At 40.2% G+C, this 22,552-nt stretch carries 22 protein-coding genes and 1 pseudogene; 14 read left to right on the plus strand and 9 right to left on the minus strand.

Annotated elements, in window-relative coordinates; translation table 11 throughout:
• Nucleotides 1-46 precede the first annotated feature (46 nt).
• Both IQ259_RS17340 and IQ259_RS17345 read right to left on the minus strand, forming a co-directional pair.
• Nucleotides 47-568 (minus strand): hypothetical protein, encoded by a 522-nt coding sequence (locus IQ259_RS17340; protein WP_193886958.1) that lies wholly within the window; start codon nucleotides 566-568, stop codon nucleotides 47-49.
• Between the two features lie 74 nt (nucleotides 569-642).
• A complete protein-coding gene (locus IQ259_RS17345; RefSeq protein ID WP_193886960.1) occupies nucleotides 643-1,386 on the minus strand; it encodes a hypothetical protein in 744 nt (247 codons plus the stop codon).
• Nucleotides 1,387-1,998: 612 nt separating this feature from the next.
• On the opposite strand from IQ259_RS17345, the gene IQ259_RS17350 reads away from it, so the two are divergent.
• Entirely contained in the window at nucleotides 1,999-2,937 is a 939-nt protein-coding gene (locus tag IQ259_RS17350) for a phosphoribulokinase (protein WP_193886962.1), read from the plus strand.
• Nucleotides 2,938-3,016: 79 nt separating this feature from the next.
• Here the strand turns inward: IQ259_RS17350 and IQ259_RS17355 are convergent, their stop codons facing one another.
• On the minus strand, nucleotides 3,017-3,799 hold the full coding sequence (locus IQ259_RS17355; protein WP_193886963.1) for an ABC transporter permease: 783 nt from the start codon (nucleotides 3,797-3,799) through the stop codon (nucleotides 3,017-3,019).
• 322 nt (nucleotides 3,800-4,121) lie between these two features.
• On the opposite strand from IQ259_RS17355, the gene IQ259_RS17360 reads away from it, so the two are divergent.
• The 6 genes from IQ259_RS17360 to IQ259_RS17385 all read left to right on the plus strand — a co-directional run bounded on the left by IQ259_RS17360 (nucleotide 4,122) and on the right by IQ259_RS17385 (nucleotide 9,716).
• Entirely contained in the window at nucleotides 4,122-4,745 is a 624-nt protein-coding gene (locus IQ259_RS17360) for an exopolysaccharide biosynthesis protein (protein ID WP_193886965.1), read from the plus strand.
• Nucleotides 4,746-4,803: 58 nt separating this feature from the next.
• On the plus strand, nucleotides 4,804-5,343 hold the full coding sequence (locus tag IQ259_RS17365; protein WP_193886967.1) for a hypothetical protein: 540 nt from the start codon (nucleotides 4,804-4,806) through the stop codon (nucleotides 5,341-5,343).
• A gap of 280 nt (nucleotides 5,344-5,623) precedes the next feature.
• On the plus strand, nucleotides 5,624-5,884 hold the full coding sequence (locus tag IQ259_RS17370; protein WP_193886969.1) for a hypothetical protein: 261 nt from the start codon (nucleotides 5,624-5,626) through the stop codon (nucleotides 5,882-5,884).
• Between the two features lie 107 nt (nucleotides 5,885-5,991).
• A complete protein-coding gene (locus IQ259_RS17375) occupies nucleotides 5,992-6,969 on the plus strand; it encodes a sucrase ferredoxin (protein WP_193886971.1) in 978 nt (325 codons plus the stop codon).
• Nucleotides 6,970-7,289: 320 nt separating this feature from the next.
• Nucleotides 7,290-9,092 carry a WD40 repeat domain-containing protein gene (locus tag IQ259_RS17380; RefSeq protein ID WP_193886973.1) on the plus strand — a complete coding sequence of 601 codons (1,803 nt, stop codon included), beginning with the start codon at nucleotides 7,290-7,292 and terminating at the stop codon, nucleotides 9,090-9,092.
• Nucleotides 9,093-9,485: 393 nt separating this feature from the next.
• On the plus strand, nucleotides 9,486-9,716 hold the full coding sequence (locus tag IQ259_RS17385; RefSeq protein ID WP_193886975.1) for a hypothetical protein: 231 nt from the start codon (nucleotides 9,486-9,488) through the stop codon (nucleotides 9,714-9,716).
• A gap of 179 nt (nucleotides 9,717-9,895) precedes the next feature.
• Here IQ259_RS17385 and IQ259_RS17390 read toward each other — a convergent pair whose 3' ends face one another.
• From IQ259_RS17390 to IQ259_RS17400, 3 genes are all read right to left on the minus strand, one after another.
• The gene (locus IQ259_RS17390; protein ID WP_193886977.1) at nucleotides 9,896-11,608 is read right to left on the minus strand and encodes a diflavin flavoprotein; all 1,713 of its coding nucleotides are present in this window, start codon (nucleotides 11,606-11,608) and stop codon (nucleotides 9,896-9,898) included.
• 207 nt (nucleotides 11,609-11,815) lie between these two features.
• Nucleotides 11,816-13,534, minus strand: coding sequence for a diflavin flavoprotein (locus IQ259_RS17395; RefSeq protein WP_193886979.1), 1,719 nt, complete (start codon nucleotides 13,532-13,534; stop codon nucleotides 11,816-11,818).
• Between the two features lie 353 nt (nucleotides 13,535-13,887).
• Nucleotides 13,888-14,409 (minus strand): GNAT family N-acetyltransferase, encoded by a 522-nt coding sequence (locus IQ259_RS17400; RefSeq protein ID WP_193886981.1) that lies wholly within the window; start codon nucleotides 14,407-14,409, stop codon nucleotides 13,888-13,890.
• Between the two features lie 460 nt (nucleotides 14,410-14,869).
• Here IQ259_RS17400 and IQ259_RS27230 point away from each other — a divergent pair.
• The 7 genes and pseudogenes from IQ259_RS27230 to psbM all read left to right on the plus strand — a co-directional run.
• Nucleotides 14,870-15,091: pseudogene (locus IQ259_RS27230) on the plus strand (IS4 family transposase); the annotation flags it as partial.
• Nucleotides 15,092-15,417: 326 nt separating this feature from the next.
• Nucleotides 15,418-16,170 carry a MotA/TolQ/ExbB proton channel family protein gene (locus tag IQ259_RS17405; protein ID WP_193886983.1) on the plus strand — a complete coding sequence of 251 codons (753 nt, stop codon included), beginning with the start codon at nucleotides 15,418-15,420 and terminating at the stop codon, nucleotides 16,168-16,170.
• Between the two features lie 20 nt (nucleotides 16,171-16,190).
• The gene (locus IQ259_RS17410; RefSeq protein WP_193886985.1) at nucleotides 16,191-16,865 is read left to right on the plus strand and encodes a biopolymer transporter ExbD; all 675 of its coding nucleotides are present in this window, start codon (nucleotides 16,191-16,193) and stop codon (nucleotides 16,863-16,865) included.
• Nucleotides 16,866-17,117: 252 nt separating this feature from the next.
• Entirely contained in the window at nucleotides 17,118-17,483 is a 366-nt protein-coding gene (locus tag IQ259_RS17415; RefSeq protein ID WP_193886987.1) for a phage holin family protein, read from the plus strand.
• Nucleotides 17,484-17,729: 246 nt separating this feature from the next.
• The gene (locus IQ259_RS17420) at nucleotides 17,730-17,867 is read left to right on the plus strand and encodes a photosystem II reaction center protein K (protein ID WP_006195022.1); all 138 of its coding nucleotides are present in this window, start codon (nucleotides 17,730-17,732) and stop codon (nucleotides 17,865-17,867) included.
• Nucleotides 17,868-18,061: 194 nt separating this feature from the next.
• A complete protein-coding gene (locus IQ259_RS17425; protein ID WP_193886989.1) occupies nucleotides 18,062-18,358 on the plus strand; it encodes a 2Fe-2S iron-sulfur cluster-binding protein in 297 nt (98 codons plus the stop codon).
• 121 nt (nucleotides 18,359-18,479) lie between these two features.
• The gene (gene psbM, locus IQ259_RS17430; protein ID WP_193886991.1) at nucleotides 18,480-18,584 is read left to right on the plus strand and encodes a photosystem II reaction center protein PsbM; all 105 of its coding nucleotides are present in this window, start codon (nucleotides 18,480-18,482) and stop codon (nucleotides 18,582-18,584) included.
• Between the two features lie 90 nt (nucleotides 18,585-18,674).
• Here the strand turns inward: psbM and IQ259_RS17435 are convergent, their stop codons facing one another.
• The 3 genes from IQ259_RS17435 to IQ259_RS17445 all read right to left on the minus strand — a co-directional run bounded on the left by IQ259_RS17435 (nucleotide 18,675) and on the right by IQ259_RS17445 (nucleotide 22,426).
• A complete protein-coding gene (locus IQ259_RS17435) occupies nucleotides 18,675-19,526 on the minus strand; it encodes a universal stress protein (RefSeq protein ID WP_193886992.1) in 852 nt (283 codons plus the stop codon).
• 1,227 nt (nucleotides 19,527-20,753) lie between these two features.
• The gene (locus IQ259_RS17440) at nucleotides 20,754-21,272 is read right to left on the minus strand and encodes a plasmid segregation centromere-binding protein ParR (RefSeq protein ID WP_193886994.1); all 519 of its coding nucleotides are present in this window, start codon (nucleotides 21,270-21,272) and stop codon (nucleotides 20,754-20,756) included.
• Nucleotides 21,273-21,277: 5 nt separating this feature from the next.
• On the minus strand, nucleotides 21,278-22,426 hold the full coding sequence (locus tag IQ259_RS17445; RefSeq protein ID WP_193886996.1) for a ParM/StbA family protein: 1,149 nt from the start codon (nucleotides 22,424-22,426) through the stop codon (nucleotides 21,278-21,280).
• Nucleotides 22,427-22,552: the final 126 nt, after the last annotated feature.

Consider the following 22,552-nt stretch of genomic DNA (forward strand, 5'->3'; position numbering starts at 1 on the left):
TTGTCGGAAAATAGTATGGACTGTCTGTTCTACGCTGAATATCTATTCAGTCTTCTTTCAAATTATGTGTACCGTATGGAGGTGGCTCCTCAGAATGATTACTCACAACTCGCTGAATCCAATTGAGGCGGTCTGGAAACTGAGGGTCTCCCTCTCCTGAGATAAAGTCCACATCAAACAGCGCACCAACTCCACCAACGACAGGAAAGACTGAAGGAGAGCCACAGTTGGTAAGATTACCACAAGCATAATACTGTTTAACCCTAAACTCACCCTTAAGGCTTTGGTTACCTTCTTTAGGAGGTGCAATCAGGAATGTCCAGTCTGGAAATTGCTCCTGTAATAAGCGTCTCAAGCCAGGTGTTCCACCTCGTTGGAGTACTCTAACATCCTCTTTTACCCATGATTGACCCTCTCTGTTTCCAACTCTATATGGAACTTTATTAAAGTTAATATGGCTCTCTATATCTGTTTCATAAGTTATTGAGACAGCATGAGTAGACTGAGTATAAAATAAATTTAGAAACGTTGTTGCCAACATAGCAATAATATACTGTCTTGACTGCATTTTTATCTCCTTGACATGGTACGTCACCGCACAACAAAAATCTTGTCTGCGTTTCAAATAAATCAAAGTTAAAACTAAAATTCGCTTTTCTGCTGGATGAGTTTAAACTCAATAGAAGGTGTCAAAATCTTACCCACCCAGACATCTTCTATTTTGATAATCTTAAGTGGTAGATAACTGTTTCTTGGCTGCTTTCGCTTTGGCATTAAAGAGATAATTCCATCTCCCCAACTAGCCTGATCCCAGGCAGGATAAGGATTTTCATATATGACCTTAATGGAGTATGTACCGGATTCAAAATTGCCATACCACCAATAGGTAGCATCTTTTCTCATAAATGCAAATTGCAGCCCATCTTTAAACCATTCAAAATATCCTTCTACTAAGAAAGTCACGCTTTCTCCAGGCATAAGTAATTTAAAATCCGATAATTCTGGAGCTGAGGTTGAGTTAGCCACAGGGCCAAACTGTGGCACCTTTTGTTTGTTTGCTTGGAAGAATTCAGGAAGCACTGCAAAGAGTAAGAAATTCCGAGGATTTGTTGTATTGTTAGTAATCTGAATGCCAAACTGAACTTGAGTTTTAGCTTCTGGCTCTTTTGGTGGAATTCGCAGTATACGCTCAGACATAACCGTTTTAAATTGAATTCCATCTTCTTCAACAATGTTGTTGCTGCTTGATTCAAAAAATGTCATGTTAGCTAACCTCTCAAGAACCTTATCTTTCTGCACTGTTAAATTTATTGGCACATGGTTTAATATCATTATGCCGAAAAAGACCAGAGCAAAAGTTAAAGCTGTCACCGATAATTTACGCATGGAATATTTTCTAGCGAAAACTATGTTTCAATTGGAGGTTACAAAAATCAAAAATTTTGCTGCCTAAAAATTCATAAGCATAATAAGATAAAAAATTATGTTTTTAAATCAATAAACATTAAGATAAGTGTAGCTTTCTCGTAAATAGGATTCAACCTAAGATTTACTGACTATTTAAAACAAGTATCTACGTAATTACCAAGCAAAGCTTTATAAAGATAATCTAAAAAGTCATTATCGTACTAGGAAGTTTGACTGTATTAGCTACCAACAACATATGTGGTCAGCTATCTACAGTTTTAAAATTACAAGGGTTGTTTAATTGTTGATGTCTACTGAAGGGGAATCTACTTTTTTACTGTTTTGCATCTAATACTTAAAATATTAATGCTCAATCCCTACAGTCAATCACTTTTCAAACAACATCTGAGGGTTTTGCTGAAAATGCCCACTTACGTATAGTTCACAAATCAAATATGAGTCTATATAAGTTTATGTATAGAGATGTTGCAGACAGGACTTTAATACAAGTTACTTGCTAATTCCCTTCTAAAATAAAAAAACGGTGTCTGCAAAATTTATTACTAAATATGTTCGTGTCGGGGGTGGGTAATGAGCCGTCCAATAATTCTTGGTATTGTGGGTGATAGTGCTGCTGGAAAAACAACATTAACCAGAGGGATTGCTCAAGTACTTGGGCCAGAAAATGTCACACTTATCTGTACAGATGATTACCACCGTTACGATCGCAAGCAACGGGCAGAAATTGGGATTACAGCCTTACACCCTGACTGTAACCATCTAGACATTATGCAGCAGCACTTGTCGCTACTACGCACAGGACAGCCAATCCTCAAACCTGTTTACAGCCACAAAACCGGGACTTTTGAAGCACCGTATTACATTAAGCCCAAGAAATTTGTCATTATTGAAGGTTTGCTTGGTTATTCTACCCGTGCTGCCCGCGACTGTTACGATGTAAAAGTTTACCTTGCACCCCCTGAATCATTACGCGCTCAGTGGAAGGTCAAGCGAGACACTCAAAAACGAGGTTACACTCCTGAACAGGTATTGGCAGAATTAGAAAAGCGTGAACCCGATTCAGAAAATTTTATTCGTCCCCAACGACAATGGTCAGATATAGTAGTAAGTTTCTACCCACCTAACGATGAAGTTGATGAAACGAATGGACACCTCAACGTGCGCCTAGTACTTCGTCCTACCATTCCTCATCCAGATTTTACACCGATTATCAATTTGACCAGTGGTATTTCTGGGTCAGCGATTCGCCTGGGATTAGACAGAGATATGAATAAACCGGTGGATGTATTGGAAGTTGATGGTCACGCAACCTTAGAACAGGTGAATAAACTAGAACATATCATCTGTTCTGATATGCCGCATTTACGGAGCGTATGCGATCGCGAAAGTAACCCGGAATTGGGCAAAATTGCTGGTACAACTGGGGAAACTCTGCAAAGTTACCCCTTAGCTCTCACCCAATTAATTATTACCTACCATATGCTGAAGGCAACACAAACATATCAGTAATCAAAGTTATGTGATTAACGATGAGGTTTTGTGTAATAGCTATATCGCTCTTTCACCAAAACATAAAAAGGCGATCGCTCTAACTAGATGCGCTAGTATAAAAACGCAAAGCAAACAGCCAAAACCTAGTAGAAACCCAAAATAAAACAATTGCTAATACAGATGCACCGATTAACCACGTAAACTGAACCCGACCCAGCATCGCTTCCGCTGGGATAGTAGTTAAAAAAGTGACTGGTACTACAAAGGTGAAGAAAAAGCGGTAAGCTGTGGGATAGGCAACCATTGGATATCTACCAGCTTCCAATAAACCCCGCAGCACTTCAGTAACGTTATAAATTTTCACAAACCAGATGCTCGTGGCTCCCAGCATAAACCACAGGCTATAAAGAATCACCAAGCCAAAAAACAACGGTACAGCGCTTAGTAGATAGTTTTGGATTTCTAAGCCCAGGCGCTTACCTGCATAGCCAATAATCATACTGCCAAAAATTAGATCCGGTAATCCCCACGGCGAAAGAGTATGAGTAGATAGCCAAAATTGACTGTGGATCGGTTTGAGTAGTACAAAATCTAAAGTACCTACCTGGACATGACTAACAATTTTATTTAAGTTAGGAGCTAAAAATGTAGCGGAAAAACCTTGTAGTAAGGTGAAAATTCCCAACACAACTAAAGCAGCTTCCCATGACCAGCCAGCAAAGGTATAGCCAGTGCGATAAAACAAGAATAAGCCAAAAATACTCCCGCCTAAATTACCCAAGCTGCTCAGAGTAGCAACAACAAAGTTGAGCCGATACTCTAGCTCTGCTGCTATGGTGGTACTCCAAAATAGTCGGATTAATTTCCAATATCTACTCATCTTCTACCTGAAACGCATTACATGAAAAATTTATCAACTTACGCAAACTTAATGATATTCATCATGCAGCAATTTTGCTGAACACTAAAACTATTGAAGGAATATTATAGTTATTGCTGCTAATGAACTATAGATTATGCTGTTTTTATCTCAGTGATATGTATTGTGATTAACTGAATCTTACTAAGTAGAAAGGTGCAAATAAACCGAACTATGTAACGGAAAGTAAAGTAGCTTGAAAACCTCTTCCCTTCTGCCCTCTGCCTCCTGCCTTGTCATAACGACAATTTTTAACACCTACCTACTTATTGCTCGGAATTTTATGGCTAGATTGTCTCAAGAATTACAACGTTATTTTTTTGAAGAAGAACGACCAGCAAAAGTTACTTTGGCAGATATTCTGCTTTTAGCACAGGAGAGAATTTTTGGCTTTTTGCTAGTTATCTTGTCTTTACCTTCAGCCTTACCCGTTCCGGCTCCAGGATACTCAACACCTTTTGGTATCCTCATCTTTTTGCTTGCAATACAGCTAGTTGTCGGTGCAAAAAGTCCCTGGCTACCTCAAAAAATGATGAATTATCCTCTCCAACTAGAGACAGTTCAGGGGTTTTTGAAGGGGGGAATTCCTTGGCTACGCAGAATTGAAGCGATCGCTCGTCCTCGTCTAACCTTCATTTGTACTACAACACCAGGTAGGGTGACTATTGGCATTGCGATCGCTTTAATGTCAATTTCCATGATGATTCCGATTCCTGGGACAAACACATTACCAGCAATGGGTATTTTCGTCACCGGTTTTGGTCTGCTAGAAGATGATGGTGCGATTAGTTTAGGTGGTTTAGTCCTAAGTCTGATGGGAGCAATTTTGACGACTTCCATTCTGGTTGCACTGATTTGGGGTGGTTCTAGCCTTCTTGATTTAATCAGAGCTTGGCTAGGTCGTTAACTCAAATCTCTTTCTTCAGGAGAATAAACGAGGAAAGCCTGAGAGTGAGAATGAAGCTATGAATAGTTTGAACATCAATCTCTATCTATTTCTAGAAAATCTCCTGTTTTTTACAGTTGCCACATCTTTTATTTTGATTGTGAGTCGGGGATGGAAAAATGCAAAGCCTTATATTTTGCCTTTACCATTCCCTTGGTGGTACAGGTGGTGGTTTTTATCGGTGCAAGTGCTAGGTGTACTACTGCCACTGCCTGTTATGCTGTTGTGGGGTGTATGGTGGCAATATGGCATTGTGTTGGCGGTATTTGGTTGGTATTTTATTATCCTAGGGTTGCAAATCCTGTTTGAGGTTTTAACTCTACGAAAACTCCAAAATGTAGTTTGGATAATGGTTCCTTATATTTACCTACCTTATCGTTTCTGGCAACTTTACGAGGGTTTGACACTGCTGGGTTCTACACCTGAACTGCTGTGGATACGATATTTATTGATTTTGGAACTGGTGCGATGGATTGTGAACTACGCCATAGACGTATCTCAACTACCAAGGCTATTTCGCTGGGAAGTAAGTTCAGCGTCTGCTACAATAGATAATTGAAAATATTTATCAACTATATTGATAATCTTGATGGTTGTGCTAGAGAGCCTTTCAGTGTTAGTTTAACTTGCGATCGTATATTTATGAATGGAGGACAACATAAACAAATAATCTCAAAGCCTTGTATTCATTATTGACTTCAGTTAGAGTTAAGGCATATTCCTTCGGACTAAACTATTTTACTCAAATTATAATTTGAGAGACCAATAGTATAAATATTTACATTTGGGGAATTTTATTAACTAATTTTTTTAAAATTTTATTGAGAATAATTTGCATTATGCTGCAAAAAAAGGATAGCTTAAAAACTAGTAATTTTAAAAAACTGTTCAAAATAGAGATAGAAGCGATATCTGGCGACAAGCCTCTACGCGTCTACGCCAGCTATAGTAATAATTTCATCAAAAATTTAAAATTTTTCCTAAAAACTACGGCAGCATCTTGTTGGGATTTAGCTGACAATATTGTGGAGACTTTATTAACTGGCCAGATTTTAGCGAGAAATGATGTTATAAAGTGGCAGTTTGTTATTGAGAAATAAATGCACATTATTTCTGTTTATCTTTTGCAGTTGCAAAAATTGTAGTCAAAAACACAATTTTTCTTTACATCCCTTTACCCGTAAAGCCAACAAATGAGATAAGTTCAATGAACACCTTTTTCTGTTCTGATAATGCACGACAAGTAGGAGAAGATTTGATTGGTAGTGCTACCAATTACGAAACATATATTTTAGTTGAGTGTCCACCACCTTGGACTACAGAAGCTTTTAATTCTCGATGGGTTCCTAAAAACTTACATCTTTTGGTAGAGGAAATAAATCGTGCAAAACTACCAATTAGATTTCTCTTAATTGCTAATGATGTATCACATAAAGCAGACGAAACAACGCTGTTAATTTATCAAAAAAAACATGGTCTAAGTTATGGATACAATAAGTACGAATTTCACTTGCCAAATATTGAGCAAGTAGCAGGAGTGGTCAAAAAATGGTTATCCAACAGAACAGCTGACTATCAGGTATACACAGACGCAACAAGAGATATTTTAGTGTGTACTCATGGTAGTCATGATCAATGTTGTGCTAGGTATGGAAATCCTTTTTACTTCCACGCTGCTAACACTATTGCTGATTTAAACTTAGATCATGTGCGGCTTTGGAGATCAAGTCATTTTGGTGGACATAGGTTTGCTCCCACAGCCATAGACTTACCAGAAGCAAGATATTATGGTGTTCTCGATCAAGAGACATTGAAAGCGATATTAACACGTACTGGCGACATTCAATGCTTGGCAAAAGTTTATCGGGGTTGGGGAATTTTATCGAGTCAGTTACAAGTTTTGGAAAGAGAACTAATTTTCCATCATGGATGGAATTGGTTTAATTACAAAGTTGCGGGTAAAATCCTTGAGCAAAGCTTAGATAATCAGACATTTCTTGGGGAAATCAGTTGTGAAAGCCCTAATGGTTCTCTATATACTTATCAAGCAACACTTATCAAGGATAATACCAAGTCTGTTAAACTCAAAAGTGCTTGCAATTCTCATCAAGAGTCAGTGTTAGTTAAATATTCTGTTGCTAATATCTGCCTCAAATCAACAAAGATAGCCACTTTGAGTAAATAACAATTCTAGGCAATACTTCTCGGTTAAATTCGCCTTTATAAATATTACTGTTTCTCCAGAAACAGTATCTCATTCTCTAGTTTAGTTAAAATGATTTGACATCATTTAATTCTATCTACCTCACAATCTCAAAGGAGTCTGCTGATCCCAACTTGGTATCAATTAGATCCTTGCTTTCTGATGTTGAGTGATGTTCACACACTGATTTTTACAGATACATGTTCACAAATGTGTTCTGTTAGACTGCGAAGATTACCGAATTTTTAATTTACTAGAAGTTATAAACTTGAGTAATTGCGTTGGTATAGCTTACCGTAGGTATGCAACATTGTGCCGCTGGAATGCAGATGGATTGGATTAGCTTACTCAAAGCTCAGCAAGCTGATTTCCTTCAACGTGTTAAAAAACCTAAAACTTACGACTTATCTTTGCTGGAGAGTCAAGTTAAAGGTTGTCACAGCGAAATTATGGCATTTTGGGGTGAGTCATTGGCAAAAGTTCGGGAATTTTCGCGCCACCAAGCCGAAATTCTCGGCAAAAATCCGCCGCCTACACCGCCAGAATATCCTGAACCTCCTGATTGGGTAATTCCGTTCCCAAAACACTTTCAACAGCAAGCAGAAGATTATCTTTTGCGAGAGCAAATTGTTGAGCAAGTGATGGGTGAACGTCTGGGTAAGTTGGTGAAGAAGTTGCCTCAAGACCCTATCCAAAATATGGCTTTAGATGATGAAGGCAATTTGCGTGGTGAAAGTAAATTTACATACCTACTTGCCGATAATCCGATGCTGCGTGTACAAGTTTATGCAGCAGATGGAGAAAGTTTTAACGGTATCAAGAAAGATAAAATTAGGTGGTCAGTCACTCAAGATGATTTACAAAACCACCAAGTATTAATTTTTCTGTGTCTGTTTTATCCATCAACAGGTAAATTAGGTTATGAAAAACACGCAGTAGTTGCTGGTTTTTTGCCTAGTAATCAAATCGAATTTGCGGAAACGAAATCCTATGTTACTCCCAGTAACTTGTTATATGCGGGAGGATTAAGTTGGTATTTAGAATCACTAACAGCTAAAAAAACTACTAAACAAGATATATTGCTGACAGTTGGAGAGCAAGCGATCGCAGAAATTATTCAGATTGTCTCATCAGATCATCCCCAAAAGGAAATCATTGGTGATTGGGAATGTTGGCAGACATTAAAAGGACACACTAAAGCCATTCATTGCCTTGATTTTACTTCACGCCATCACAATGGCAAAATTATGCCCATTTTAGCCAGTGGTAGTCGTGGAGAAACGAGACTGTGGGATTTAAGCAAAGGTGAATTAATTGATACATTATCGGAGTATCCTTGGATCGTATCTGGGCTAGTGGATGATGTAAATTCCATTGCCTTTAGTCCAGATGGACATACTTTAGTCAGTGTTGGAGCAGATTCCACCGTTAAAATTTGGCATGTAGGCGCACCAGAATTAATTGATATTCTGCACAAGCATAATGGAGTGGTGCGTTGTGCGGCTTTTACGCCTGACGGCCGAATGGTAGCCACTGGTGGGGATGACAGGAAAGTATTTTTCTGGGATTTGATGCAACGTCAGGTAGTGATCGCTCTATCTTTAGATGATACAGCTGCTCATTCCCTGGCTTTGAGTCGAGATGGAAAAACTTTAGTTACTGGTAGCTACCGCAAAATCAAAGTTTGGCAAACTTCTCAACTTACAGGATGTAAAACCCTGCAAGAAATAGAACCACTGCACAGCTTGACAGGACATACTCACGTTGTACGTTCTTTGATCATCAGTACTGATGGTCATTGGCTAATTAGTGGTAGTTGGGATCACACAATTAGAATCTGGCATTTGGAGACAGGGAAATTAATTCGCACTCTCAAAGGACATACTGATAGAGTATACGCGATCGCCCTCAGTCCAGACGAACAAATCATCGCCAGCGGTAGTGCCGATAAAACCATTAAACTATGGCATTTCAACACTGGAGAATTGCTAGGCACATTTACAGGCCATAGCAATATAGTGACAGCATTAGCCTTCACAACCTCTGGTGAAATGTTGGTAAGCGCCAGCTTAGATAAAACAATTAAAATCTGGCAACGGAGTTAAAAACTGTTCACACCAAAAGAGCATTACATATTTGTCATATATTTTGGTAGTTTTGTGGGATTAGCAATTTGCTTGTCCCACAATTAATTTATTGCTTCGTATCTATCTATAGTATTAAGTTTAATCATATTGATTATACATCTAGTAGGACGATGTATCGTCTACCCACTCATTAAACTACAGTCAATGAATATTCGGGCAAAAAAATACCAATTTAAAAAATGCAATAAATATCAGCATTAGGAGTGTTTTAACTTTACGCCCTTAAAGATGATTTATATTTTGCAAATATTTTTAAATTGGTAGAAATCGCCCAATTTCATAAAGCGTATATTTGTGTTCCGTTACTAATTTCAGAAGTAACTACATTACTCAAAACGGAGGTATATTATCATGAGTAATAATTCTACATTACTCCAAGAATTAGACAATGAAGCAATCGAACTAATTAGTGGTGGGCAACGTCCTAGAACTTTATATGCTTGTTCTAGAGATCGATATGTTACGAACTACAGGGGCGATTTGTGGTTCCGAGGTAGAAGGGCTTGTCGTGAGGTAGACTACGATGAAGCTCCTAGAAGAGTTAGACGAGAACTTGAAAACTTTAGAGGTGGTTTTGACTAATCCTATTGCTTTTTCTCTGATTACTTTTCTGAGAGGAAAACGGTTAGGAGCAGCCAAAGCGTATTACTGAAGTAATCTAAAGTGACGGAACAAAGAAAAGAGCCAGTGCTGATATTTTTATTAGCAGCACTGGCTTTTATTGTAAATGTCCGCACGGCGGTTAGGGAAAAAGAAATTACTTAGTAATGAGTACCTGTTTTGCGATGGTTTATTGCAGTTACCGCATCAGGTTTGATTAATTTACCATTATCAACGGTGGCATAAACTACCCAATGGTCGCCACATTCCAGGCGTTGCTCCACAGAGCATTCCACATAGGCGATCGCATCGGTCAGAACTGTGCAACCATTATCAGCAGCAGTGGTGATAAAGTTAGCAAATCTATCTTCTCCCGGTGCAAAATTCTTGCGAAAATGCTTCATGTATTCTTGTTGGTTCCCTTCTGCCAAGATATTCAAAGCGAATTTACCACCAGGATACATCAGCGATTCGATCGCTCGTTCTTTGGCGATCGCAACAGTCAAACCAGGTGGGTTGAAGGTTGCTTGCGATACCCAAGCACCCATCATCGCGGTAGAGACATCACCTTGCTTGGCCGTGATGACACAAACTGAACCCACAATCCGGCCTACAGCTTGTTCTACAGGTGTAGCAGCTTGTTGTGGTACGCGAATTTTTCTCGCTTTTTTCAGGTTTTGAGCGAAGTCTGTACCGAGTTCTTCACAAAACTTGAGGGTAACATCGTCTGGTTTGAACTTAACTTTTAAGGTTTCAAACCCAAGACGATAGCCAGCATCCCGCAATTTACCTTCAATCATTTCAACGGCTTCGCCACTCCAGCCATAGGAACCGAAGACCCCTGCAACCTTGTTGTTATCACCAACTTTCAGCACAATACCTAGAGCAGTGTGAATAGGTGTTGGTGCATGACCACCGATGGTAGGCGAACCGATGAGGAAACCATCTGATTTTGCTACCGCCGCTTGGATTTCATCAGGGCTGGCAAATTCGCAGTTGATGGATTGAACTTCAACGCCACCCTTAGTTAAGCCGAGTGCGATCGCCTGGGCTAAAGTCGCTGTATTACCGTAAGCTGAAGCATACAATAAGGCAACAGAAATCTCTCTGTCTCTGTGAGAACGGCTCCAGTCTGCATAGGCTTTGGTCAGTTCAATTAAGCTACTGCGAACAACAGGCCCGTGACCAACAGCATACATTCTTATCTGTAAGTCAGAGATTTTCTCCAAGGCAGCTTCGACGTGTTGCGCCTGAGGAGCCATTAAGCAGTTGTAGTAGTAGCGTTGGTCTTCTTTGATTTGTTCCCAATTATCATCAAAAACTTCATCACCGCAGATATGTGCGCCGAAGAGTTTATCGGTGAACAGAATTTGAGTTTGCTGGTCGTAGGTACATAGTCCTTCCGGCCAGCGAGGGCTGGGAGTAGGGAAGGATTTCAACACATGGCCTTTCCCTAAATCGAGAGTTTCTTTCCCTCGCATCACCAAGATATTTAAACTGTCATCTGGGAAAGCCGCCCGCAAATTAGCCGCACCAGGAAGCGAACAAACAAAGGTTATCTGAGGAGCGAGTTCTAGCAGTGCTTTAAAAGTTGCTACCCGGTTGGGGCTAAAATGACCAAGGATAACATAATCCAATTTTTTCAAATTGATGGTCTGCTGCAACGCTTCCAAGAAAATTGTGGTGAAGGTTTCAGCTGGTGCGTCAATAATTGCTGTTTTATCAGCTTCAATTACATAACAATTGGAAGTAGTACCTCTTTCCAAAGCATATTCAATTTCAAACCGCAGACGTGACCGACTACGCGCTCTAATAATTTTGGTGTTTGTAGCAATCGGAAGAACCTGTACGTCACGAGGTTTGGAATCGCTCATAGGTGTTGGATGATGTTGAGATAAGAACGGGAAAACCCAAGCTTTAACGGATTGGATAAAGCGGCTGAAAGACATAGGAAGTATGAAGTGTAAAGTATGAAGAGTGAAGTGTAAAGCTTGAAACAGGAAAAGTCTTTTCAAGCTATTACCTGTAACCTGTCACCTGTTACCTATAACCTATAACCTCTACCCTCCTTCAGACTTTATTTAGTAGTAATTGCCTACTTTGCGATGACGGACGGCTGTCAGTGCATCGGGTTTGGAAACACGACCGTCTTGGACGGTACAGTAGACGATCCAGTGGTCACTGCACTCTAGGCTGCTTTGTACTTCACATTCCATGTATGCGAGAGCATCGGTTAAAATTGGTGAACCGTTTTTCGCAGTTTGGGTTTTCACACCAGCAAATCTGTCAGCACCAGGATGCAAGCGCTTGAGGAAGTGCTTCTTCAGTTCTTGATAATTGCCTTCTTCTAAGACATTGAGGACAAAGCGATCGCCTACCTGCATCAAAGCATCAATGGCGCGGTCTTTGGCAACAGCAATTGTAAATCCTAAAGGTTGTAAGCTGGCTTGACTTACCCAAGAAGCTAACATGGCGCTGCTAATATCACCTTTTTTAGTGGTGACGATGTACAGTCCGTTGCTAATCCGTCCCAGGGCTTTTTCCATGTTCACATCAAGGGCTTTGATTTGCTTGATGTTACGTTCGCGGGTAACTGCTTGTCCCAAATCTGTACCAGCTTCAGCACACAATTGATATGTGGATGCAGTGGGAGCTTGTTTAATCCGAATTGCTGGGAAGGCTTCTTTCACACCTGAGTCGAGAAATTTCCGTCGTAGGGTATCGACTGGTTCATCATCCCCACCAAAGCATTCAAACAATCCAAAGAATTGTTTGTCTTTGGCAACGGAAATTAAAGAACTAATACCAGCTTGAGCCGCAACAGAGGTAGATGGAGGCATACCAATGATAATGCCAGCTGCTCTACCTGCCAGTTCTTGAATTTCTTGGGCTTCGGCGGTGTTGATGTCGAGCATTTCTACACCAACGCCAGTTTTTTGAATGCCTTCGGAGATTGCTTGACCGAGGCGATCGCTATAGCCATAGTCAGAAGCGTAGAATAAACCGACGGTGGTTTGGGCTGTGGCTTGTCTTTGGCTCCAACTTTGATAGCACTCAGTCAGTATATCTAGATGATGATAAAGTAAAGGCCCGTGACCGTTTGCGATGATTTTAATCTTGCCCAATTCGCCCATACGCTTCATCGCATTCAGCAGCGATCGCGCGTTTGGCCCCATGAGACAGTCATAATAAAACCTAAAGTCAGCTTCGATCGCTTCTAAATCTTCATCAAAGGTGCGATCGTCACAAAAGTGCATCCCAAAAGCATCGCAGGTATAGATGGTTTGGGTTTTGCGATCAAAACTAAAGATGGTGTCAGGCCAATGCAAGTTAGGCGCACTCACAAATTCAATTTCGTGACCTTTGCCAATATCAATGCGATCGCCACTTTTCACAATCCGCTTGGAGAAGGGATCGTGTACCAAACCTTCCAAAAATTGCAGCGCGATTTTAGAAGCTAAAACTGTGGCTCTTGGTGCTAATTGCAGCACATCTTCTACTAAGCCACTGTGGTCTGGTTCTGTGTGGCTGACAATAATGTAATCAATAGTCTTGGGGTTTACCAGACCCTTGAGTGTGTCTAAATACAGTTGGCGAAACTTCTGGTGGGAAGTGTCAATCAAAACTGTTTGTTCGCCCCGAATTAGATATGAATTATAAGTCGTACCGTTTTGCAGTCCGAATTCGATATCGAAGCGATCGCGATCCCAATCAAGACAGCGAATCGCCGTGGTGTTAGGGGCAATTTCTACAGTTTGGACAGTAAGCCGATGCTGAACATTTTCTGCGACCGCTACCATTATTCGTCTCCGAGCGCAAATCTTTAGTAATCTTTCTCTGCCCCCATTGTGACGACTAATGAATTATAAAGTTGTAATGAAGACTATTTTTTCAAAATTTAAACTTGTATCAATTATTACTGTTTTCCAGCATTATTTTTAACTCAAAAAATTCCTTATAAATCATTCCCAGTCCAGGTATCACGTTTTAAATATTGATATTTCTTGGCATAATTTAAAATCCCAGATATATCATACATAACTTATTTTTTTGACAAGATTTCCGTAACAAAAAGCATAGATTTCATCATCGCTATATTTAAAATAAGAGTATTTTGTACTTATAATTTCGTATTTACTTCTCAGCTATCTTGTTAGTTATCATGGTTGAAATATAATGCGAGATGCTCCTCATCGAAATATGTACCATCAATAAATAAAGCATCACGCTCTAAGCCAAAACGCTCAAAACCTCGTGATTTATAAAGAGAGTAGGCTGCTAAATTGTTTGTAGTAACCGTGAGGATAATCTGTCGCAGACCATCAAGTCGTTGGGCATGGGATAATGCCTCATCGAGAAGCGTTGCGCCAACACCTCGTCTGCGAAACTCAGGCAAAACATACATACTCCAAAGAGAAGCAATGTGAGCGCGTTTCAAACGGCTCTCGCGTGAGAAGCCAAGCATACCAATAAGTCGATTTCTGTTGCCGAAAGCACCGAAAATGCCGTTAGCAGAATCATTGTGAAGGCGAAGTCTAGCAGCAAAGTCAGTCAAAGACAACAAGGATTCCTGTTCATAACTGGAACCAAAAGCCGTCGGTGACTCTCTCAATGCTTGGAGACGCAACTCACGGTAAACGACGGCATCCTGGGAATTTAGAAATCGGATTTCCATTTCAAAAGCTAGAAAGAATATCTAGAATTTTTCTGGGTACTGAGCAACAAAGCATCATACCCAGGTTTTTTATTCAAATACTATTTGTGTATTAAAGCTACATCATTTTGTGTCTATTCCAAGATTGCTAAATAGCTAACAAACTCTACTGCTATGCGATTTGCAATTATTCCGGATATTGCTAGCGTTCCTATGCTTATAGGAATAGTAGTAGATGCACCCTTATTAATTTACAGCCCTCAGCGAATGACTGAGGGCTTTTATTTATTTAAAAAATTTATTCTTAAAATCAGATCGATTGAGGCATTTGTTCTCAAACAAAAGACCTATTCCTAAGCTCTTCTGTATCACTAGAATTTGGTTCAACTCTAAGGTGATAGAACCAAATAAATATCTCCAAAAAGAAAATATGCTTTATCCAGAAATCTTGTAGAGACTGAGCAACGCTGCATCTCTACATTTAATTGATTTAGCAGACGTTGTTGCTGATGAGTTATCTCTACCATTTGACCGCATTTCTCTAGAAATGATCTTTCGTGGTTTGTATCATTTTAGTGTCGCTTACGACAAAGGGAAGGCGGATGACCCAATTAAATACTTTGCTGCCAAATAAAATCAAGATTTAGGAGTTGTCAAAGCCTTGCGAAAACCAGTCTCCAGACTGGTTTTATCCCCTTTTCCTGCACCCTCTTGACAAATGTGCAATTACCTTAACCTCTCACAGATGCCGACTGCCAAACAACGAACTGACCAAGGAATTGCTCGACTATCGTGACTCACTTACAGCTAACGTTACTGAGCAAGGTGAGAAACTGCTAGGCGGTAAACACATTCAAGGTAAGTTAATGAGTAAAGTCACAAACTTGCTTTTTGCTGAACTGTGTAAAATGACATCAACCTGATGTTTAACCCTTCATGATCATGAAGGGTTAAACATCAGAAACTTTCAGTTACCCTGAAAATGCTTTGGGATAATGGCTGTAGAAACGGAGGGAGGAAACTTAAACAGTGGATATTTTAGACCTGTTTCAAAAGGGTGGGCCAGCAATGTGGCCTTTGGCAGTTTTGTCAATTCTGACTTTAAGTGTAATTTTAGAGCGTCTTTGGTTCTGGTTGCGGATTTTAACTCAAGAAAAGGAAATAGTTAACCGCGTGTTAAATGCGGCTGAGGAAAATTGGGACATAGCGACGGATATTGCCAGACAATTCACAGATCAGCCAATTGGGCGGTTTCTCTACGCCCCTTTACGCTTACTAAAAATTGATTTGGAAACCTTTCGTTTAGCCCTGGAAGCCACGGCAGAAGATGAATTAGCTGGGATGCGTCGTGGTGAAAAACTCTTAGAAGCTGTGATTGCACTCTCCCCTCTGCTGGGATTGTTAGGTACAGTTTTGGGTTTGATACAGTCTTTGCGATCAATTCGGATTGGTGATTTAGGAACGGAATCGACAGCTGGAGTCACTACTGGGATTGGTGAATCGCTGATTAGCACTGCTGCTGGGTTAATAGTTGCGATCGTTAGTTTGATATTTTATCGCCTGTTTCAAGGTTTTTTAGTTAACCAAGTCAAAGTTTTTCGGAAGGCGGGTAATGAGTTGGAATTACTTTATCGCCAATCTCCACCAGAATTTAGCAAAAGTACATCAATTGTGCATGAAGCTTCACGAGAAAGCTTTAATCCACCCCGCAAACAAGCAAAAAATCAGTTTCCTAAATCTCCAGAATCACCGAATGTTAATGATTCATTAGATCCTGAGTAATAAATACAATTTCCAAGACAATGAAAGTTAATTTGCATAATCCAATTGAAGAAGTACAAATTCAAATCATTCCTTTAATTGATGTTGTTTTTTGTATCCTGACGTTTTTTTTATTAGCAGCTTTGCAATTTACTCGGCAACAAGCTATTAATGTTGATTTACCTAAAGCTGCTACAGGTACAGCAGCTAGTGTGGCAGGGCAAAGTGCTAGTCAAATTGTGACTATTGATGCTATTGGCAATATTTACATAGAAAAACAACCTGTAAAACGGGAGGAATTAGCACAGAACTTAAAGCAATATCTCCAAGAAAACCCTAACGGTATTTTGGTGTTGAATGCTTCACGAACTGCAACTTACAACGATGTCGTTGAGACGCTAGATTTATTGCGACAAGTAGGAGGCGATCGCGTTTCTTTAGGAATTATCCCAGGGCCAAATCAACCTTCTCTTTCTCCACCTAATCTGCCAACAGAACCCTATTTCCCAACTAATCCTGGAATTCCAGCAGCACCAGTTCCAGAAATTAATCAACCAGGAAATTTTAATCCCAACATTCCTTTAAACCCCAACCAAATACCGACAAATCCTGTTCTACCCCCAACTGGAGAAGGTGTTACTCCTACTGTACCTAACACGCCAGTACCCCAAGTCCCGGTAGCACCAGGAACAACTAATTCTGCTCCTCAAAGGTAAATTTGAGCAGAATTTTTAGACATAAGGATGTAGCGAGGGGAGATGAGGTAGATAATAGTTCCTTATCTTCCTGATGCCTAACTTGCTTATTCTCTGACTCGTTATCTAAACCTAAAGATATAAAAAATAAATTATGGTTAGAGTAAAATCATCTGCTAATTTACAAGTAATTGGCAAAGCTTCAAAGATTCTGAAATCGGTTGCTTAGATAAGCGATCGCCAATCGCTATTCGCGTTTCAAGGATTGTGGCAATGAATGCAATTGTGACGCTTTTAATTGTTTGGGTAGTAACATCTATCAGCTTGCTGATTATTAGTAAACTCCCCCTAGGAGTTGAAGTTGACTCTCCCAAAAAAGCCTTTATTTCCGCAGCAGTTCTAGGTATTGTTACGGCGATCATCAGACCAATTTTACGCCTGATATTTGCAGTACCAAATTTTATCACTTTTGATTTGTTATCCGGCATTTTCACCTTTATGATTGCCGTTGTTTGTTTTAGTATTGCTGCTTGGTTAGTAGAAGGCTTTCGGTTACGTTTCGGGATCTGGAGTGCTGTATTAGGCGCACTTGCCCTCACTTTCATCAACAGCTTAATCTACAAGTTACTAGGTGTTTGATACCCCAGAGGCTGAGAATGATCATATTGGGCTATTAGGCCAAGCATGAGCAAGCCTGTAAGTAGATGCTATAAACTACGTACACTAGGACGAATCAAAGTCTACTTCCCTGCTTTCTTCTACACCCCTAGACCCTTTTTTCAGCTAGGGGAGAGAATCACTAATGATTGATTACCAGTGACTAAACCATGTTAAGATACATCTCAATTATGAAAGCTGTGTTGGATAGATTGGATTAAAACGAACATGGAAGCCGCACTGTTATTAGCTAAATTGCCTGAAGCTTACCAAATTTTCGATCCTCTGGTAGACGTTCTTCCAGTTATTCCTGTTTTCTTCTTGTTACTTGCTTTCGTATGGCAAGCAGCTGTCGGATTTAGGTAAGTTAACTAAATTTTCAATCAATAGGATAGGTGTTTTACCTATCCTATTTTTTTGACCATATCTTCTTGTTAAAACTTGATGTTTCTTAATTATTTGTAATAATTAGTCAGAAGTTAAGTAAAATAGTCCATAACAGCCTGATTAAAACTTAGCCTTTCCAGTCGAATGTACAGTCAACAAGGAATTAACTAGCTATGGGTAATATCAAATTTATCAAAGAGAACAAGGAAGTAATCGCAGCAAATGGTGCTAACTTGCGGCTGAAAGCGATGGAAAACGGCATAGACTTGTACACATTGTTGGGCAAAATGACCAATTGCGGCGGCTATGGTCAGTGTGGTACATGTGTTGTGGAAATAGTCGAAGGTTTAGAGAATCTTTCCCCGCGCACCGAAGTTGAAAACCGGAAGTTTAAGAAAAAACCAGACAATTACCGCCTAGCCTGTCAAACTTTAGTACATGGCCCTGTCAGCGTGGTAACAAAACCTTAACTTTTGAGGGTTACCCGCCAGCGCATTGGCGACATAGAAAGTAAAAAAATAAGGCTAACACGGGCATCTATGATGCTATTCTAAAGTTGTTGACTGGAAATTATAGAGAGGCTTTCGTGCCATGCAAGTTAATGACTTAGGGTTCGTGGCGAGCATTCTGTTCGTATTAGTTCCCTCTGTGTTTTTAATAATTCTTTACATCCAAACCGCAAGCCGCGAAGGTTAAAAAGATAGTTAATAGTTTGTGGATAGTATAAAGAACCCCTACGCCATTGGTATAGGGGTTTTTGTTTATCAACCGAAATCTATTTAGACCTTATGCAACTGTCCGCGCCAACAATACTGGACAAGTGGCGTTAACTCGAACATAATCAGATAAAGAAGCGCCTATGAGTCGGTCTATATCCACAAAACTCTTAGCTACAGATGGACGACGATCTGGAGATCCTAGTAGTAGTAAGTCTACATTCAAATCCTCTGCCAAGCGACAAATTTCTTCACCTGGTTTACCGCTACTAGTGTAGCAACGAGCTTGTACACCGTATTTTTGGGCTTCGGCATATGCTGCTGCAAAAATTGGATTTTTGTCTGGGATAATTTCAGTAACTTCTGATATTTTGCCGCGCAAATCGGTATTAACATTAGTTAATACTAACTGACTACCGGGGATATCTCGCAGCAAGAACAGAGCTAAATTTAAACAATGTTTTGCTCCATCAGAGTTGTCCATCGCCACCATAATCCGCTTAATTCTTTTGACGTAAATATCGTCTTTAACCAGCAACATTGGGCGAGAAGACAATTGAAAAACATACTGACTTACAGAGTTTGACAAAATTGACTGCAAACGCTTGAGTCCGCGTGAACCCATGATGATTAAGTCAGCATCAATTTCATCGGCTACTTGACAAACTACATCTTTAGGATCACCTTGCCGTAAAATTGAAGACACCTGACTTGGATCTAAATTCAAAGACTGAATGGCATTGGCTAAAATTTTACCACCTTCTTCCCATTTATCTGTCATTGCGGAAGCAGTACTTTGGGGAGGAACAACATGTAAAACCGTAACTTTTGCATGTTGAATTGATGGTATTTCTTTCAAGGTTTTGAGCATTTCTTCTGCATGACCTAAGCCCGAAACCGCCAGCAAAATTTTTTCTATCATTGTCACTTCTTACTTGTAAATGTTGCTTTAGTGTTTGCTCTGAGTAATTGGCTCAGTTGATTTATCAACTTCTTGCCCTATAACCTAGTGCTACTACGCAGAAATTCAAAATTAAAAACCTTGTTGAGTTTTATCCGACTGTTACTTATTTCTGCCTAACTACACACCCTAAGTAAGTTAGTACACATCAAATTTAAATCACTAGTATTTTGTTATTAAATACATCAGAAAAACTAGTGAATATTTAGTTTGATTTGTATTTGTTTACCTAGATTTTGAATAGGCTTCAATAATTAAGCTTACTCCCAATTTAACTTAGCCAACTTTATAAAATATGATGTTATTTATTATTTTTAATCTATATTAACTTTTGTTCATTAGAACAAAGTTAAGTATTGCAAAGATTGTCTATAAAATCAGCGGAATTATACCATTGTTTTTCTGGGCGATCGCCCACTTTAAAAAAAATTAGATTTATTAGGTAATTAGCCTTTAATTATAACTTCAGTTATGTTTATCGGAACAATAAAATATAACTATTTAATTGTTTGGAAAACTGTGCATATGCAACTTCCTAAAATTACTGCAACTATTTTGCTCAGGACTTACGCAACTGGCACAACGCGATGCCTGCGGCGGGCTACGCCTACGCTAGTTGATAGTACATAAGTATTAATTAAATCGGATTTTGGTTGTTGCATAAATGCGGGATGATTTTCTTAAGTAGAAAGGTGCAAATAAACGGAACTATGTAACGGAAAGTAAAGTAGCTTGAAAACCTCTTCCCTTCTGCCTTCTGCCCTCTGCCTCCTGCCTTGTCATAACGACAATTTTTAACACCGACCTACTTATATTTATCTCTCAAAATCTCTTCTTCTCTACGAGACGCTGCGCGTTGGCGGAAGCCTCTCTTAGAGAATGCGTACTTTGCGGTTCATTATTTCATCCCTAAATTCAGCAACGCCGGATTTTGAAAGCTTTGCCTTCGTAATAGAAGTGGCTGTCTTGGAAGCAGTATAGAAAAAATAGTCAGAAGACAATCTGGGTGCGGAATGTGGGATAAAAGCTTAGTGCGATCGCATCTTAAAGTTGGCAGAAAACGCAGATATTGACAAGGCAATCAATAAAGCGATGAAAGCGATTGAGGATAAATATTAATAATCCTTAATAGTCTTCACTACTAAGGATTTCCAAAAAAATAACAATACTCACAATCCAAACCGTCTCTTAAAAATCATCAAGAAACTGACTGAGACGACTAATAACCGGGTCAACATCTTCGGGAGGTGTAGCAGCGTAGGTAGTGTTAACCATTTCCATTGCTGGTAGGGGTGACACTACTGGCGCTGGTGCTGGTGAAGTTGGAGGCTGATGGTGAATAATGGGTGGTCGCTCTGTTACCAAAATTGCCAGATGCGCCATTTGTTGCGTGAGTTGCACAATATGGCGTTCCATCGCCTCCAAACGATTCGATTCCTTCGCAAAAAAACGTTCCTCTAGGTCTGCCACTTGACGTTGCAGTTCATCGATTTTCTGTTCAACCGACTCTGCGGCTATTATTTTTGAACCAGGTTTTACAGATTCCGGTACACATAAAAATTGCCATAGGGCTTCTTTGCAGAGGTCGCTAAAAGTCTTTTCTGGTTGAGGCTCTAAATGGCTTTCTACCAGGGACAACAAGCTTTCGTCTGCAACTTCTGGGTTGAACGTGACCGATTTAACTACTTTTTTTGACCATTGGAACATTGGCTTTAAGACCTAGCAGCGCGAACGGCGGACAATTGCGCCTCTCCATAAATATACTGCCCCAAGGCGTTAGCTTGGCGAGATGGTGCAGCTAGATGAGCGTTGATTTTAGCATCCTTCAACAGACGTTGCACATCTTCCCAGAAGAATTCACCGCCGCCGCCAGTGATAATCACATCAGTCACACGCTCAGGTAGCCAAGCGAGGACACGGCTGCAAATGTCACGAGAAAACATCTCAATCAGGTTGGGGAGGAAATCATCAAGGTTAGTGGGCTTACTAGCGCCTTTAGGACGATAGAAACGTTCTCCCTTGGCTTTGTTAACAGCAGAAATCAGCGCCAGAGATTGGCTGTCTGCACCTTCGATTTCCTTGGCAACCATTTCATAAAATTTGCTCATCCCGAAGTCTTCACTCTTAGAAGCACCTCGTGCGAAGCGGAAGTTATCTACCATCAGCAAATCGATGGTTTGATGCCCAATATCGACAATAGCCGCCGAGACTTTGGTAAAGTCGGGAGTTGTGCCGCTTTTCTTGGGTTGAGCTTCACACCAGAGAAGGCTACCGTAACCTTCAGGCATTACCCAAACTTTATTGATATTCAGGGAGACGGTTTCACCCCGAAAGTTCATGATGTGGGGGCCAGTCAGCTGACTGATGATTTGAGCCTTTTCTTTTTCAAACTGCTCTAGGGAGAGGAAGGGTAAACCCAGCACTATAGAAATTTCGTCTTTCAGTTTGAAATAGCCAGCACATGCCAAGACTTTAGCGAGTGCGTCTTCTACTTTAGATTTTCCGACTCCCAGATTTGCGCCAAAATCTGCTGCTAGTTGACCGACAGCATAGCCACTGCCTTGATATTCCATCCACAAATCCATGAGAGGATCTGTAGCGCGGGCTTCAAAAATGCCTCCCCGCACTTCTTCCATTGACATTTGTTTGACATTGGCGGGAATGAAAACCACATTGTTCGGTTCGCGGCTGACAGAAGTCTTGGTGGAAGTTCTGCCTAAGTCCACACTGAGAATGGATTTGCTCGAACCGCCATTTGACTTAATAGCAGTACCAGAATTAATTGGGGTAGATGCTGAAACCCTGTTGAGAGGGATAGCAGCAGCATTCATTGGGGTAGCGGCGGAAGGTTGGTCTGTCATGAAAGCTCCTAGTCCTTTCTTAACTGTCAAAATTTATCGTGCTCATCTTACAAACAAACATGCGAGATACCAGAAATTCTAGGTTTCGTCAAGTGTAGCTACGAATACGCCTAATGCTGAGTTAGG

Origin of the sequence: Fortiea sp. LEGE XX443 (genome assembly GCF_015206815.1) — a bacterium.
Taxonomy (GTDB): Bacteria; Cyanobacteriota; Cyanobacteriia; order Cyanobacteriales; family Nostocaceae; genus Nostoc_B.

Coding starts and splice junctions, on each gene's coding strand:
- IQ259_RS17390 (WP_193886977.1), bottom strand. CDS start 11,608: ATGAGCGATTCCAAACCTCGTGACGTACAGGTTCTTCCGATTGCTACA.
- IQ259_RS17340 (WP_193886958.1), bottom strand. CDS start 568: ATGCAGTCAAGACAGTATATTATTGCTATGTTGGCAACAACGTTTCTA.
- IQ259_RS17420 (WP_006195022.1), top strand. CDS start 17,730: ATGGAAGCCGCACTGTTATTAGCTAAATTGCCTGAAGCTTACCAAATT.
- IQ259_RS17415 (WP_193886987.1), top strand. CDS start 17,118: ATGAATGCAATTGTGACGCTTTTAATTGTTTGGGTAGTAACATCTATC.
- IQ259_RS17345 (WP_193886960.1), bottom strand. CDS start 1,386: ATGCGTAAATTATCGGTGACAGCTTTAACTTTTGCTCTGGTCTTTTTC.
- IQ259_RS17380 (WP_193886973.1), top strand. CDS start 7,290: ATGCAACATTGTGCCGCTGGAATGCAGATGGATTGGATTAGCTTACTC.
- IQ259_RS17425 (WP_193886989.1), top strand. CDS start 18,062: ATGGGTAATATCAAATTTATCAAAGAGAACAAGGAAGTAATCGCAGCA.
- IQ259_RS17435 (WP_193886992.1), bottom strand. CDS start 19,526: ATGATAGAAAAAATTTTGCTGGCGGTTTCGGGCTTAGGTCATGCAGAA.
- IQ259_RS17395 (WP_193886979.1), bottom strand. CDS start 13,534: ATGGTAGCGGTCGCAGAAAATGTTCAGCATCGGCTTACTGTCCAAACT.
- IQ259_RS17360 (WP_193886965.1), top strand. CDS start 4,122: ATGGCTAGATTGTCTCAAGAATTACAACGTTATTTTTTTGAAGAAGAA.
- IQ259_RS17365 (WP_193886967.1), top strand. CDS start 4,804: ATGAATAGTTTGAACATCAATCTCTATCTATTTCTAGAAAATCTCCTG.
- IQ259_RS17375 (WP_193886971.1), top strand. CDS start 5,992: ATGAACACCTTTTTCTGTTCTGATAATGCACGACAAGTAGGAGAAGAT.
- IQ259_RS17350 (WP_193886962.1), top strand. CDS start 1,999: ATGAGCCGTCCAATAATTCTTGGTATTGTGGGTGATAGTGCTGCTGGA.
- psbM (WP_193886991.1), top strand. CDS start 18,480: ATGCAAGTTAATGACTTAGGGTTCGTGGCGAGCATTCTGTTCGTATTA.
- IQ259_RS17385 (WP_193886975.1), top strand. CDS start 9,486: ATGAGTAATAATTCTACATTACTCCAAGAATTAGACAATGAAGCAATC.
- IQ259_RS17440 (WP_193886994.1), bottom strand. CDS start 21,272: ATGTTCCAATGGTCAAAAAAAGTAGTTAAATCGGTCACGTTCAACCCA.
- IQ259_RS17355 (WP_193886963.1), bottom strand. CDS start 3,799: ATGAGTAGATATTGGAAATTAATCCGACTATTTTGGAGTACCACCATA.
- IQ259_RS17370 (WP_193886969.1), top strand. CDS start 5,624: ATGCTGCAAAAAAAGGATAGCTTAAAAACTAGTAATTTTAAAAAACTG.
- IQ259_RS17445 (WP_193886996.1), bottom strand. CDS start 22,426: ATGACAGACCAACCTTCCGCCGCTACCCCAATGAATGCTGCTGCTATC.
- IQ259_RS17400 (WP_193886981.1), bottom strand. CDS start 14,409: ATGGAAATCCGATTTCTAAATTCCCAGGATGCCGTCGTTTACCGTGAG.
- IQ259_RS17410 (WP_193886985.1), top strand. CDS start 16,191: ATGAAAGTTAATTTGCATAATCCAATTGAAGAAGTACAAATTCAAATC.